The 15,188-nt window shown below is 72.5% G+C and carries 6 protein-coding genes; all 6 read right to left on the bottom strand.

Going from position 1 to position 15,188, the window contains the following annotated elements:
* Positions 1 to 52: 52 nt before the first annotated feature.
* Positions 53 to 5,047, bottom strand: a complete 4,995-nt coding sequence (locus D7Y15_RS22905; protein ID WP_121753905.1) for a hypothetical protein — start codon at positions 5,045 to 5,047, stop codon at positions 53 to 55.
* A gap of 6 nt (positions 5,048 to 5,053) precedes the next feature.
* Entirely contained in the window at positions 5,054 to 6,070 is a 1,017-nt protein-coding gene (locus tag D7Y15_RS22900) for a hypothetical protein (RefSeq protein ID WP_121753904.1), read from the bottom strand.
* Positions 6,071 to 6,105: 35 nt separating this feature from the next.
* Positions 6,106 to 8,742, bottom strand: a complete 2,637-nt coding sequence (locus tag D7Y15_RS22895) for a hypothetical protein (RefSeq protein ID WP_120578072.1) — start codon at positions 8,740 to 8,742, stop codon at positions 6,106 to 6,108.
* Positions 8,739 to 11,927: a poly-gamma-glutamate biosynthesis protein PgsC/CapC gene (locus D7Y15_RS22890; RefSeq protein ID WP_120578071.1), complete on the bottom strand. Its 3,189-nt coding sequence runs from the start codon at positions 11,925 to 11,927 to the stop codon at positions 8,739 to 8,741. Before D7Y15_RS22890 ends, D7Y15_RS22895 begins: the two co-directional genes overlap by 4 nt.
* 220 nt (positions 11,928 to 12,147) lie before the next feature.
* A complete protein-coding gene (locus D7Y15_RS22885; RefSeq protein WP_148712832.1) occupies positions 12,148 to 13,416 on the bottom strand; it encodes a hypothetical protein in 1,269 nt (422 codons plus the stop codon).
* 108 nt (positions 13,417 to 13,524) lie between these two features.
* The coding region (locus tag D7Y15_RS22880; RefSeq protein WP_233605055.1) for a protease pro-enzyme activation domain-containing protein at positions 13,525 to 15,188 on the bottom strand (1,664 nt) is incomplete at its 5' end.

Here is a 15,188-nt window from a genome sequence, read left to right as displayed (position 1 = left end):
ACCTGCCCGACCCCCCCAGGCACGCGTTCGGATCAAGACAGCTCAGGCACCCTCAAGGCTGCAAACGTCGTTCATCGAGCAGCTCCTCGAACTCCTCATCGGTGGGGGTGACGTCCTGCAGCCCACGTCCACCTGTCCAATCCCACCGCGCTCCGAGTGAAAACATGTTCTGCATTCCGTACGGGCCGGAGAGGAAGGCGCGGTCCTCCGCGAAGAGCATCAGCCGGTTGCCGCCCTTGCCCATCCACACGTTCCAGTCCAGGCGGCCCGACACGCGGTGGCGCAGGTACGCCGTGGCGCGGTGATCATCCTGGAAGCGCTGTGACGCGCCGTAGCCCAGCTCCACGCGCGTGCCCTGGAGCTTGCCGCCCAGGAGCGCCGCCCAGCTCGCGTAGGCGCCCGCGTTGTCCATTGTGTAGAAGTTCGCGTTGGTCACGGCGGACATGCCCAGCGTGGCCACGTGGTCCTGGAAGGGCTGCCAGCGCAATGACAGCCGGGGCGACAGGCGCCTCGGGTGGTCCTTGCCGTAGAGCCAGTAGACGTTCTGGTCGTAGCGCGTGGCGTCCACTGCGCTGCCGCCCTGCATGGACTCCAGCGTCAGGCCCAGGCCGGGGATGAGGCCCACGTCCGGGGACAGGCGCACGTAGCGGTCCGCCGCCACGCGGCCTCGCGCGCTCCAGCGCATCGCACCGTCGATGGACTGCGAGAACACGGAGCCCTGCATGGACAGACGCAGGTCGCCGGGCAGCTGATTCACATAGCCGGCCACGGTGCCGCCGAACACGGCGGCCCGGTTCAGCGGGTAGCGCGCTTCGGGTGTGAAGCGCAGCCACGCGCGGCCCGGGGACAGCTCACGGCGCAGGGACAGGCGGACCTCCAGGCCCGTCTGGAGCGGGCGGTTGAGCAGCTCGCCTTCCTGCACGTCCTCGCTGCGATAGCCCATCTCCGCGGACACCATGCCCAGGCCGTCGGTGCGCGCTTCCGGAGGCATGCCTTCCGGCAGCAGCGACAGGCTGGGCGGCAGCGCGGGCCAGGGCAGCGGCTCCAGGCCCGTGGTGCCCTGGGCCCACGACGGGGCCGCGAGCGCGCTCGGATCCGAGGCGACACCCAGTTGCACCTGCACCAGGGCTTCACCGGTGGGCGACTCCAGGCTCACGCGGTGCGGACCGCGCGAGGGCAGCAGCAGCCACGTCTCGCCCATGCGGCCCAGCGGTTGGGACGCGCCCTGGAGGCCGGGGTCGGCGTCCTCGGGCAGGCCCAGGTGCATGAGCGGGCCTTCCTCCGCGCTGGAGCCGCCAGTGCCGTCACCCGAGGGCAGCGGCGTGCTGCGCAGGAGCAATTCGCGACCCGCGGTGGGGGCCAGGGCGGTGGCGCGCACGCGCAGGGCGGTGGGCCCCAGCACGGTCATCACCACCGGCGCGCCCGGACGGCTGCGCAGGAGGGAGAGGGGCTGCGGGGCGGCCACGACGCGGGCGTGGGTGCTGGCTTCTTCGGACTCCACGAAGCGCACGAGGCCGGTCTGCTGCGTGTCGGCGCGCGCCATCACCACTTCCACCTGGTGACGGCCGGGGACGTCCAGGCGCGTGCCCAGGATGGCGGTCTCTCCTTCGGCGACCTGGAGCTCGCGCACCACGCGGCCGTCCACGCGGAGCGCGAAGGCGCAGGTTCCGGTGGCGTCCACGCCCGGACGCGGGGTGGTGCCGCAGAGGACCTCCGCGCCCAGGGGCCGGGGCTGCTTCACCACCAGGCTCATCACGCGCGAGGCCCCGGCGGGCAGCAGCTTCGCCTCCGACAGCTTCCACGGGGGCGCGAGCAACGCCTTGCGCACGGACATGGCGACGTCCTCGTCGTCCGTGCCGGCCTCCGACGTGGCGACGAGCGAGCCCGCGGTCTCCTCCGCGTCGCGCAGGCCTTCCCAGCGCGTCCAGCGGCCCGCGGTGAAGCGCATGCGGCGGACATCCGGATGATCCGCCCATGCCTGGAGCTGGCTCGCGAGCGCCGCGCCCAGGGGCGCACCGCCGTCCTTCCACGCCTGCGGCGAGTCCTGCAGACGCTCCAGCATTCCGAGCGCTTCCAGGCCCACCTGCGGCAGGCCCGTCTCCCTGTACAGCGCCGCCATGGCCAGCGCGCCCGCGGCGTCCTCACCCGAGGCCGACAGCAGTCGAGCACGGAGGTAGCGGCCCGCGAGGCTCTTGTCTCCCGACACCGCCGTGAGCGCCGCGTCCGTGTGGCCTTCGCGAGCCTGGGCGCTGAGCGTGGTGAGCTTCGCACCTTCCGTGTCCAGCGCCGGGAACGCAGGGGAAACCAGCGTGGGCTGGGTGATGGCCTGCGTGAAGCGCACCGTGCGCGGGGCCGTCTGCGACAGGCGGTCCATCAGCGCGAGCAGTCGCCGCTGCTGCTCCGGCGTCAGCTTCGCCTGCGCGTCCAGCAGCCGGCCCACGTCCGCGCGGGCGAAGCCGTCCTCCTGCAGCGATGAAAGCAGCTCGGCGCGCGCGAGGCGCGGCTCCACGTCATCGGGCCCCGTGCGCAGCGCGCGGGAGAGCGCCTGGAGCGTCTCGTACGCCGTGCCTGCCTGCGGTTGCTGCGGCAGGGCAGGGGACTCCTCGGACGTGGCCACTTCCGCGCGGCGCACCGACAGCGAGACGGCGAGCTGTGCCTTCGGATCCTCGGGCTCGAACCACACCTCGCGCGCTTGCGCGGGCAGTGTCACCACCGCGGACACCGGTGCGGACGACGTGCCCTTCGCGCCTTCCAGCGCCACGTGGCGCGGGCTGGCGGCGGTGGGCATCAGCACCAGCCGGCGCGGATGGCCCACATCCGTGTTCATGCGCACCACGAGCGGCTTGCCCGCGGTGGCATTCAACGGACGCAGCTGCACACGCACCGGCGAGGGCAGCTTCGCGTCCGGCACCCGGAAGCGCACTGCCTTCTTCTCCACCTTCACCGGCCACTGCGAGCGCACGTAGCCCACTTCGCCCGGCGTCCCCTCCGCCTTCGCGGGCGCGAGCGACAGGAACGCACGCGTTCCCTCCACGCCCTCCAACTTCAGCGCGTGTTCGCCCGGCGGCAGGGCAATCTCCACCGGTTCCACCGCCGACAGCGGCAGCAGCGGGAAGGCGTTGCTCCCCACGCGCAGCACCGGATTCGCCTTCGCACCCGGCGGCGTCATCACGTAGGCGCGCAGCAGGGTGGGGGCCTCCGCGAGCCCCGTGGCCTGCACGTGCGTGGTGCCGCCTGCGGCGAGCGGCCACAGCGCGCTGCCCGTCATCGACGCGTCGGCCTCCATGCCCTGGAGATCCAGCCAGTGCGAGGCCTTCACCTCGGTCCCATCGTCGCGGGGCGCGGGCGTCACCTGCGACCAGCGGCTCGCGCGCCACCACGCGGCGCGGTAGCTCCGGCGGATGTCCTCCGACAGCGGATCCGCGCGCCACGCAAGCTCCAGCGCGGCCAGCTCGCGGCTGCGCAGCGGATCCCCCAGCGGCAGGCGGGCCACCAGCTCCGATGCCTCGGCGGTGAGGAAGCCCGCGTCCGGCAGCGCGGGCGCGGCGCCCAGGAGCGCGTGCGCCACGTCCGGCTTGTTCGCGTCCAGGAGCTTCTTCGCGGTGAGCAGCCGCAGGTGCCACGCGAGCGGCGACGCATCCGCGGCCTTCAGCGTCTCCACCGCCACGTCCGTGTCGCCGTCACCCAGGGCAGCCATCACGGTCAGCAGCGGCGACAGGCCCTCGGTCTTGATGCGTCCGTATGTGCCGCGCGCCAGGTCCGGCATCAGCGCCACCAACCGCTGACGCAGCAGCGATGGGCGGGCGGCGGGGTCCTGCTTCACCACCTCCCATGCCTTCTCCGCCAGCTCAGTCCAGTGCGTCTGGTGCGACAGCGCCTCGGACAGCGTGGGCCGGCGCGTGGCGACGCGTGCACGCATCAGCGGCGCGGGGCCCTTCCAGCTCACGCGGTAGTTGTGTTTACCCGGAGGCAGCGCCACGCGCAGCTCCTCCGCGATGCCCACGCGCTCACCCGACGCGAGCACCCGCGCGGTGCGCCCGTCCGGCAGCGCCGCACCTTCGGACGCCTCCGCCCATGCGGGCCGCGGCGTGAGCTGCGCCTGCGCGAGCACCCCGCCCACGCCGTACACCTCCACCGTCGGTGCCTCGGCGGGCGAGCCATTGCCCAGCACGGCGCGCGCCTCCAGTGACAGCACGCCCGGGCCTTCCATCTCCAACGCCCAGACCGAGCCCTTCCCCTCCGGGCGGACCCAGGGCGCGTCCATTCCCTCCAGCACCACCTCCGTGCCGGTGGGACGCGGGCGCTCCACGCGCACCGCTTGTCCGTAGAGCGGTGACACCAGCGCCCACTCGCGCAGTGCGGACGCCTTGCGCCAATCGCGCACCGCGGTCCGGAAGGGCGAGGACTCGGGCTGGTCCTTCACGAGCTCCGCTTCCAACGCCGCGTCCACGTCCAGCCGCGCTCGCGTGGCCGCGTCGAAGGCCAGCGCCGGGCGCGGCCCCTTGCCGTCCACCCACTTGAGGAGCGCGTCACGCATCCGCTCCTCGGTGCGCGCCGTGGACGTGTGCGTGGGCCGCTCCACCACGATGCGGGCGTTCTTCGTCGCCGTGACCCACCAGATGCTGCCAGCGCCCATGGGCTCCGCCAGGTACCAGCGGCCCGGACGCTCCGACACGCCCTCTTCCTCCACGCGCAGCTCGGGCGCTTCTCCGACCTCCGACAGCGGCACGCGGGTGAAGCGCAGCGCCCCGGCGGGGCCGGTGACGCGCACCACGTCCAACGGGCCCAGCCACACTGCCGCGCCCTTCTTGGAAGTCACTTCCATCGCGCCCGTCACCTGCGGCACGCCGCCCGGTACGTAGGGCGCCTGGCCCCGGAGGTCCTCCAGTGCCACCGGCCCCCGGATGGCGCGCGGCTGCCAGGTCATGCCCTCCTCGCAGCGGGCGATGACGGACGGCTGGGAGACGGTGGGCTGCGCGATGACGGGCAGCGCCGCGAGCGCTCCCACGAGCAGGGTGTAACGGGCGCGGCGTCGAACAGGAAACATCGGCGCTCAGTCCTCCAAGGGTGCGAACAGAATCTGGGCCAGCCGGTCCAGACGCGCCGGGTTCGCCAGCGCTTTGCGCGTACGGGATGACATTTCCAGGTGCAGGAAGCGGGCTTGCGGATAGGACTGGAGCAGACGGGCCTGCGCGTTCTGTGTCCCTCCGAGCACCTGCACTCCGTCCGGGAACAGCTTCACTCCAGGGCCAAGTGCCTCCTCCAACGGTGCGGCTACCTGCCGGGCCCACCTGCCGGGCTTGCGCGTCCCGTCGCTGAGCACCGCCGCCAGCTTCTCCGTGCGGCCCTTCTGGACCTTGGTCTCGCCGAAGCCGTGCAGCTGCACCACGCGCGGAGCGGAGAGGTTGCGCGCGGCCAGGTCCGTCACGGTCTGGAAGAGGTGCTCCGGGTTGTGCGCGACGTCCGCGGGGTGCTCAGGATCCTCGGGCGTCTCACCGGGCGTGCCCTTGTAGCGGTGCGCGGTGGCGGTCATGAACAGGCGTGGCGCGCGGCCCTCGGGAGGGCAGACGAAGAGGGCGGAGCCGATGTCCTCCGTGCCGATGTCGAAGTAGGGGTGCGGCACCTGCACCACGTCGTTCGTGGCTTCGCCCGTGCGGATCACATACGCGCCCGCGCCGTGGTAGCGGTCCGGCCGCTCCCGCAGCACCCAGAAGGTGTCGCGCGGCGTGGTCCACGTCTCCAGGAAGAAGCCCACGGCCGCGGCCACGTTCGTCAGCTCCGGGGGCACGTCCTTCTGCTTCGGCGCGGCGGCCAGCAACGCGGGGATGAGCTTCGCGAACGCGGTCCGCTCCTCCAGCGTGGTGGGGTGGAACGTCACGGCGTCCGCTCGGGGCCACAGCCCGGAGAAGCGCGCGTCCACGCGGCACCCCGACTGCTCGGGCACGTTCACGGTGGGATCCTCCTGGGGCACGCGCTCCGGAGCAGCCCGTGGGGCCGCCTTCGCGCGCATGGCCGGCTGTGCGTTGGCGCTCGCACCAGCGCCCAGCACCGACACGACTCCCGCGGCCACGAGCGGGCGCCACGACCCGGTCCTCCCGAGGAACCTCACAACATGTCCTCGTCGGGCTGCCAGCCGCCCCGGTTCCACATGCGCGGCGCGGCGTTGTCCACCGCCTGGCCGAACATGAAGAACCGCGCCCACATGGGCCCCGTGCCCAGCGACTGGATGCGCACGGTGTGCACGCCCGGCGCGATGTCCTCGCCCAGCGTCACCGGCACGGTGCGCGCGTACCACTTCACGCCCGGGCGGCCCACCGGCATGGCGGGCTCGCGCTCGGAGGCAGGCAGCACCACCGTGCGCTCGGCGCGCGTGACGTGCGGCACCAACACACTTGCGCGGCGCACGGGATTGCCGCCATCCACCGTCACGGATAGCTGGGGCTCGGTCGCGCCCTCCGCCACCGGCGTGTAGACGACCACGTTGAGCGTGACCGCGCCGGGCCCCGTCTTGCGCACCGGCACACGCAGCCCTCCCTGGCTCACCGGATACACCGTGCGCGAGCGCAGACCGCTGCCCGCCGCCGGAGGCCGGTTGAGCAGCGCCGTCAGCCCCGGCGCCGTGGAACGCAGCAGCACCTCATGCTCACCCGGCGGCAGCGGCGGCAGCAGCTCCCTCGCCCGCGTGGAGCGCACGGTGAAGCGGTGCAGCGGCTCGCCGTCGAGCAGCACCTCCACCTCGTTGCCCAGCGCCGCCGCGTCCTTCAGCGACAGGCGCACCTCCGGACGGGTGGGCGTGCGCGCATCGAAGCGCGCCCGCACCGCGCGGCCCGGCTCCAGCACCGTGGACAGCGCCCTCACCATGTCCACCGTGTCCGCCGGTCCGGACTCCAGCACCTCCACCACCGAGGGCGAGCCATACGGGCGCACCACCACCGCGTCGCCCGTCGGCGGAGACCTCTCCTCCTCGGGACCCACGGGCTCCAGGCGCACCTGGCTGAGCAGCTCCATGCGCGCGCCGCCCTGCATCAGCGCGTTCATGTTCGCCGGACGCATCGGGTGCCACGCGCGCTGATCCACGGGCGCGTTGCGCCAGCGCACGCCGGTGAGCGCGTCGTTCGTGTACGGCGTGGACACCGCGATGGGCTGACCGCTGGACAGGAAGCTGTAGAGCTGCACGATGGTCGTGCGCGGCGCCTCCACGCGCAGCTTGCGCGCCCCCATCGGCAGGAACACCCGAGCGCTCGTCGCGCCCGACACCCACGCCGGCAGGTCCGTCACTTCTCCAGAGCCCGCGGAGCCCGCGTCCTGGGCCACCGTCGCCACGGGCGTGCAGGGCAGCGCGCCGCCCGGCAGCGGCACCAGGGCCGCGCTCTCGAACGGCGCGGGCTCCGGCGTCGCGTCCAGCGAGGCCTGTCCCAGGGACTGGCCCTGCGCATCCAGCACCGTGAGGCTCAGGTGCAGCGGCTCGCGCGAGGGCACGCGGTCCAGCGAGCGCGCATCGATGCGCACCAGCCGCCCCACCGCGTCCATGCGCGGATCGATGTCCAGCTCCAGCACCGGGCACGCCGGGCCGGTGGCGAACGCCTCCGTGCGGCGCGTGTCCGGCAGGAAGGCGACTCGGCCCTCCGACGCGACGCCCGGCTGGGGACGCGACTCGGCGGGCAGCAGCCATGACTCGAACGGGCCCTCCACCGTGTAGCGCAGGTCCTCCTGGCCGTCGTTGCGCACCATCACCGTGTGCACGCCCTCCGGCAGCTCCAGCGGATGCGACATGGGCGAACCCGCCACGGGGCCCGGCAGCTCCATCGTGTGGGCCGTGCCGTCCGCGGAGAGCGTCTGCACCGTCACGGGGCCGTGCGGCTGCGCCTTCGTGTCCGTCGCGTCGCTCCACAGCCACAGCACCGGCTTCGCGGGCCCGGTGACGTTGAGGGCCACGGCGCGGCCCGCGCCCAGGCGCTCCTGCACGGACTCGGTGGCCTCCACCAGCGGCAGCCGGTACGGGGTGCGGTAGACGGGTTCAATCTGGTAGTCGGTGCCCGCCTCGCCCTCCGCGTTGAGGCGCTCCCAGTGCTCCTCCGCGAGCCAGCGGCGCGTGTCGGCGGAGAGCTTCTCGAAGGGCTCGAAGGTGGCACGCCCGGCGCGCACCTCCGCGCGGGCCTGGGCCAGCTTCTGCGACGCGAGCAGCGGCAGCGTGCGGTGCGCGCGCACGTAGACGCGCGCCAGGAGCGTGTCGTTCGCGCCCGCGGCCCGCAGGTACAGCACGGAGTAGTCCGGCCGCTCCTTGGGCAGGCGAAGCACGAACTCGCGCTCGTCCGTCACCTGTTGATCCGCGTGCGTGGTGAAGGCGCTCTCCGCCAGGAACGTGCCGTCCTCCTGCGGCTGGCCCTTGCTCTGGCGCGTGCGCGTGAAGATGGAGCGCTCCAGCAGGACGCCGTCCGGCCCGCGCAGGATGGCCTTGAGGCCGTACTGGTACTGCTTCTCCGGCGCGTAGGGCGAGCCGTCCGGAAGCAGCTCGTGCGTGACGATGAGCAGCTCCTCGGCCTCCGCGGGGACGCGCACGCGCATCTCCCGGCCCGGCTCCAGGCGATAGAAGATGAGGCGCTCGGCGTTGACGAACTTCGCGTCGCGCCGCGCGGTGGGCGTGTCGGTGTTGCCAAGCACGGCGAGGCTCGCGCCCCAGATGAGGGCCAGGCCCACCATCAGTCCAAGGAGCGCCACGAGGGCGCGGCTGCGGGTCTTCATCGACGGGCCTCTTCGCGGGAGACTTCCCCGGTCAGCACCACCGGACGGCGGTGCCGCAGCGCCAGGTCCACCGTGCTCGCGAGCTCCGCGTCACCCGCGGTCAGCTCCGCGCGCTTCGCCGGCGACGGGTGCTGCTGAAGGAAATAGACGGCACGCAGCACCTGCTTGCCCTGCCGCGCTTCCACCAGGAGGAAGGGCAGGCCGTATTCGGCGCTGAAGCCGGACTTCACCTGACGCGTCACATTGCCCACGCGCTTCGTCTCCGCCAGCGCGCGGAGGTCATGCACGTTCTGCTGTGAGACGTAGCGCTCCGCGCTGGCGGTCAGCTCCGCGAAGTGCTGCTTCAGCGCCGCGGACACCGGCTGCGTCGGCGCCACCAGCCGGTCCGCCAGCAGCGCGCGCTCGGGAGACTCGCGCGGCTCCTCGGGCAACAGGCCCGTGATGGCCAGCTCCTCCGCCACGAGCCGGGGGCCCACGAAGGCACCGCGCAGCGGCTCGGACAGCCACAGCGTGGCCAGCCGCGCCCCGCCGAAGGTGCGGGAGAAGACCTGCTGCGGGCTCGCGTCGTTGAGGCCCGTCAGCTCCGGAGAGCCGTCGTGGTAGCGCACGCGCTGCCCCAGCCAGCCCAGCGGGCCCTCTTGCGACAACAGCCGCTCCAGGTCCGCGGGCCGCTGCGCTTCAGTGAGCACCGGGCTGCCCACGTCCACCAGCACGTCCGCTTCCACGGCCGGCCGGCCGGAGAAGCCGCGCAGGTGCAGCACCCAGCCCTGTTCCTTCGGCAGCGCGCGGTGCACCGCCTGATGGAACGCCTGGAAGCTCGTGCGCAGCTCACCGAAGGTGGCGGGGTGGGGCATGTCGCCGGAAGCGGTGGCGAACACCAGCGCGGTGGAGCGCGACTCGTGCCACAGCTCCGCGGCCACCGGCAGCGTGCCCGCCTCGCGGGCCGGCGACGGCACCTCCAGCGCGAGCGGAGCACCGCCCGGACGCACCATCAGCCCCGCGCCCAGTCGGCCCGGCGTGTCTTCCGCGTCCGTCACCCACCAGCATCCGGTGGCCGCACCCGCGCACTCCGTCACCGGATGCACCCGCAGGCCCATCAGCGCCGCCATGGCACCGGCCCAGCGCGAGCGCAGCTCCCGCGGCACGTCAGCCGTCCCACCGCCCAGCAGCGGCGAGGCCACCTGCTGCTCCAGCACCAGCAGCTCCGCGTCCGAGGGCCGCACCGCCGGCACGCGCGCCACTTCCGGCGTCACCATCAGCGTGCCCAGCGCGTCGCGCTCCGTCATCGGCGCGGCCAGCGCCTGCGCGTGCGCAATCACCAGCGAGGCCAGGTCCGCGGCGCCCGCGCGCAGCACGCTCACCCGCGACTCACCCCAGTTGCCGCCAGGCTCCGGCGGCGGAGTCGCGGTCACCGTCGCGCCCGGCCACAGCATGTCCAGGCCCTGCGGCGCCTTGCCGTCCGGCGTGTGCAGCACCACCTGGCCCGGCTTCAGTGACGGATCCACGCGCAGCTGCACCCGCTCCCGTGAGGACAGGGCGTCGTGCGCGTGGCGCAGCGGCGTCTCCGACTGCGCCAGCGCGTCACCCAGCACCAGGCCCGCGCGGCGGGAATCCACGCCGCTCACGATGATGGCGCGGCAGTTCACCCGCTCGCACAGGAGCGCGGCGGCCTCGGCGCTCGGCGCCTCCGTCAGGGGACGCGGCACCTCCAGCACCGGCCCCTGCGCACCGGGGACGAGCAGTGACGTGTCCCAGCCCGCCTTGCCGGCGCCCTCCACTCGCTCCACCAGCGCGAAGCGCGCGGGCACGCCGTCCTGCTTGGGCAACTCGCGAAGCTCCAGCCCCAGCGCCACCGCCTTCGTGCGCAGCGCGCTCATGTTCTCCGCGCGGCCCGACTCCAGCCACGCGTCCAGTCCGTTCCACAGCCCGCTGTATTCGCGCAGGTCGCCGTGCTTCAGCCGCAGCGACTGCCCGCCCACGTCGCTTTCGCGCGCGGTGGCGCGGCCCAGCACCATCAGGCCCAGCGGAGACTGGTCCAGACCCAGCCCGGGCACGTGGTCGCGCGGCGCCTCCGCGGTGAGCGCGGTGGCCGGACGCGGTTCGATGAGCGACAGCCCGAAGCCCGCGAGGCTGCCGATGAGGAAACCCGCCAGCGACGTGTGCAGCGTGGGCAGCAGCACGCGGGCAATCACCTGCTTCTGCAGCATCTTCACCGCCAGCAGCGTGGGCACCAGGTAGCCGAAGCCGAACAGGTCGGTGACCTTGAGGCCTGGAATCCGGCCACCCATGGCCCAGCCGATGCCCCACTTCACGAGGAAGCCCAGGCAGAAGACGAGCACCGTCTTGCGCGGTCCCTCCAGGTTGAGCGTGCGCAGCCCCGGCACGGACAGCACCGCCTTCGCGGCCACGACCAGGAGCAGCACCTCCGCCAGGGTGGCCACGAGCTTCAACGGCTCCAGCCACGTGAGCGCCAGGAGCGCGGGCACGAGGATGCCGTTGAAGTCCCAGCCGTACTTGAGGTTGAAGCGCGCGGCGAGGAACGCCGTCGTCAGCAGGATGATGTAGGCCTTGGGGCTGGACAGGAAGTCCTGCGCCACGTCCTCGTACATCAGCTCCAGGCTGGAGAAGGACAGGTTGGTGCCGGGCAGCAGCACGAAGCGGAGGATGACGTACGTGAGCGCCACCGGCACCGCCACCTGCCACAGCCCCCGGCGCAGCTTCAGCTTCCAGAAGGCGTTCGCGGTGAGCGGCACCAGCACCAGGCCGATGCTGTGCAGGCTGCGGTCGACGATGAAGGACGTGCCCCACCGCTCGTCCATCCAGTGCCCCAGTACGGGGAGCAGCCACGTCTCGCTGACCGCGCGCACCACCACGCTGGCGAGCACCACGGCGAAGAAGCGGTCTCGGCCGAAGAACTCGCTCCAGGCCCCCGTGCGGGACAGTCCGCTGGAGAACGCCAGCGCCAGGCCGTACGTGAGCAGCGACTCGGCGACGACGGTGCAGCCCGCCTCCGGGTGGATGACGAACACCGAGGCCAGATAGCCGGGAACCACGAGGCCCACGAACACCCACCCGAGCGTCTCCGTGAGGAGCGCCAGGATGAGCACGCCCACGAGCACCGCCACCAGGATGGAGGTATCGAGGGAGTAGGCCGGGAAGAGTGTCAGGGTCGAAAGGAGCGCCATGGTGGCCGCTCGAATCTAGGGAGGGCGCCGGACCCGACCAGGGTTGCCCCTCTCGGCTGCTGAGAAGCGTCCGCTGTCCAACCGAAACTTCGGGCCTCCAGTGTCGCTGAATGCCCAGCCCCGGACACTGGTATCGGATCCGCGGACGGATCAGCCCTCCTGCTTCACGTGGCGAGCAGCCGCTTGGCACGGCACGTGCGGACGTCTCTCGCGAGACACTTCACGGGCAGTCCTGCGCGACCACGGCAGGGCAGCCCAGGCCGGAACCGCCGAGCGTGCAGGGCACGGTGTCCGCGAGCGCCTGCATGACGGCCTTGGACGACGCGCCGGTGCCGCGCAGCGTGGCGGACTGCTCCAGGTGGACGAAGCGGTCCGTGGCGGCGGCGGCCTCCGCGAAGCAAGCGTCGGAGGCCCCGTTGTCGATGCGGCCCTGCACGTTGCTGGTGCCGCACAGAGTGCGGTGCTTGCCCGAGTCATCCGCCGCGTTGCAGGAGAAGGCCTTCTTGGTGCCCGTCAGGTGGGTGTTGAGCGAGTCGCGCAGGCGGTTGGAGAGCGCATCCGGCCGCGGCGCGCTGGTGCCGTCGCTCACCACGGCGGCCTCGGGACCGTCGCCCGCGTCCATGCCGTGGATGCTGGCGGCGATGGCGTCCGGGTACGTGTCGCGCAGCGCGCGGTGCGCGGCGGTGAAGAAGTTGTTGCCGTAGTGCGCGGCGTCGGAGATGCGCAGGCCCTTCGTGCCGCACACGCTGGTGGTGCCGCTGCACGGGCTGGCGGTGGTGACGGCGCAGCGGTTGCTGCCGGTGATGAGAAGCGCGCGAGCGCCCAGGGTCACCAGCTGCGTGGCCGTCTGACGCAGCGTGCCCTCATCAGAGTCCGCGTGCGGCGCCTCCAGCCACAGGTCGCGCGCGGGGAACAGGTTGATGATGAAGGTGCCGCCGCCGCGCGACAGCAGGCCCTGCTCGCGCACCACCAGCCACCCGCCACCCGTGTCGTTGCGGAAGGTGGACACGCCGTAGCCCATCCCCGCCAGGTCCTGCACCACCCGCGGCGTGGGACCTTCGGTGAGCAGCGTGCGGAACGCGCCCTCGAACGCGGCGAGCTCCGTGCCGCCCGGCTCCTTGAAGCCGCCGCTGTTGGCCGTGGCGATGGGCGCCGTCTGGAGCCACGTCGTCAGGTTGCCCGTCAGGCTGGACAGCGAGCCGAGCGGCGAACACACGCCCGTCGTGGGAGCAGGCGTGCTGACGACCGGCGTCTCGGTCGCGGGCGTCTCCACGGGCGTCACCGTGTCGGTGGGCGTCTGCGTGGTGGGCACCTGGCCCACGTCCTCCACGGGCGCGGTGGGCGAAGTGGGCGTCCCGACGACGGTCCCCGGAGCGGACGTGGAGGGGCTCTCCGCCACGGCATCGCTCGGTCCCGCGACGGCATTGCTGCAAGCGGCTGCGAGGAGCAGGAGGCAGGACAGGGATGCGCGCAGGGGGGGCAAGGACATGGTCCTGTCCCGAACAGCACGCCCTGCGCATGCATTCACACCCCGTCAATCCGGGATGACAGCCGGGACGGGGCTCGGCTGCCCGTCCGCCCTATGTCACCTGCCCGCTCAAGGCAGGGTCCGCAGCAGTCCCTCCGCGTCGGGTGCGCCCCAGCCGGTGGGGATGTCCCAGCCCGGCCCGGCTTCGTACTGACGGTCGGTGACGCCCACGGTGATGTCGCGGAACGTCTGCTGCACCGCGGGCAGCGTGTAGAGCTGCGAGTTGAGCCAGCCCACCCTCGGCCTGGCCGCGTCCGCGCGCGCGCCGTTCACCACCGTCATGATCCCCGCGAAGATGGGCGATGAGAACGACGTGCCGGTGTTGGGCGTGGTGACGCCCAGCCACGTGTACCAGTAGCCGGTGTCCGCGTTCAGCGCGACGTCCACCACCGCGCGCTTGGCGGGCATCGGGACCAGGCCCTTCTGCCATTCCGGCGTGGCGAAGGTGCGGGTGATGCCGGAGCCTGAGTAGTACCAGGCCGTCTCTCCCGTCACCGTCATGCCGTTCATCTTCAACTGCGTGCCGCCCACGGCGGTGACGTAGGGGCTGTTGCCCGGGACGTCCACGCCCGCGGAGTCGCCGCTCGCCGCCGCGACGGTGATGCCCAGCGCGGCGGCCATGGTGCTCGCGTGGCTGTAGGCCTCGTGCACCGCTTTGGGTTCGGAGTCCTCGCGGTGGGCGAAGGACGTGGTGATGACGCTCACCTCGCCCCGGCCAATGGCCTCGTTGTAGGTGTAGAGCATGGACGTGTTGCGCGCGTCCGGGCCCATGTAGACGAGCACCTCCGCCTTGGGCGCCATCGCCGCGGCCCACTCCACGTCCAGCGTGCCTTCGCGGTAGCGCGTGACGGGCGGCTCCATGGTCTGGATGACCTTGGGGTCCTCGCGCTCGATGCCCCACATCTTCCAGAAGGCGCGCAGGTCCTTCCACCGGAAGCTGGCGCCAATCACCACGCCCAGCTTCATGCCCTGGCCCTGGTGGCCCTGCGCATAGAGCGAGTCCACGTTGTACGCGCGCGCCACCTGCTGCGGCGTGAGGCCCCGGCTGACGGGATTCGGCGGCTCCGTGGACGGCTGGCCGAACTCGCCCGGCAGGGTGCCCGTCTCCGCCGGCAGGTCCAGCGCCACGACGGCGTGGATGCGCTGCTGCACGAACGTGGGGGCCTTGATGGTCTCCACGAGGCCGTAGACGTCGTGCGGATCATTTCCGCCTTGCGGCGACTTGCGCTCCAGCACTCGCAGCGTCACGCCGAACGCCTTGTTGAACTGGCCCACCGTGCCCACGAACTGCACCAGCAGCCGGTTGGTGGCGACGTAGGGCACCTGCATGCCCTCGGACTTCAGCCAGTCCGTGACGACGGTGACGTCCTTCTCCAACGGAGCGTGCTTCGCCATCCACTCGGCGGGCGTCATGTACTGACGGAAGCGGGATCCGCCTGGCTTGTAGATGTCCGCGATGCGCTCCTCAAGCGCGGACGCGTCGCGGATGGGGAAGGACACGAGCCCGCGGATGAGGTCCGTCACCGGCGCCTCGCCCTGGTCCGTGTAGACGCCCGGCAGGGGGCCCGGGACGCCGTCCGTCGTCGGGATGGGCGTGGGGTCCAACACCTCCGCCTCCGGGTCGGGCGGCGGCGGGTCCACCACCTCTGGCTCCGGCGGCGGTCTGCCGGGCGGGGGCTGTGAGTTTTCGGAGTCGGGAAGGGTGGGCGTGGATTCCACCGGAGGTGGCCCGG

The sequence above is a fragment of the Corallococcus sp. AB030 genome (assembly GCF_003668965.1).
GTDB lineage: Bacteria > Myxococcota > Myxococcia > Myxococcales > Myxococcaceae > Corallococcus > Corallococcus exiguus.
Note: the sequence above shows the minus strand (reverse complement) of the source record. Positions and strands in the feature narration are given on the sequence as shown.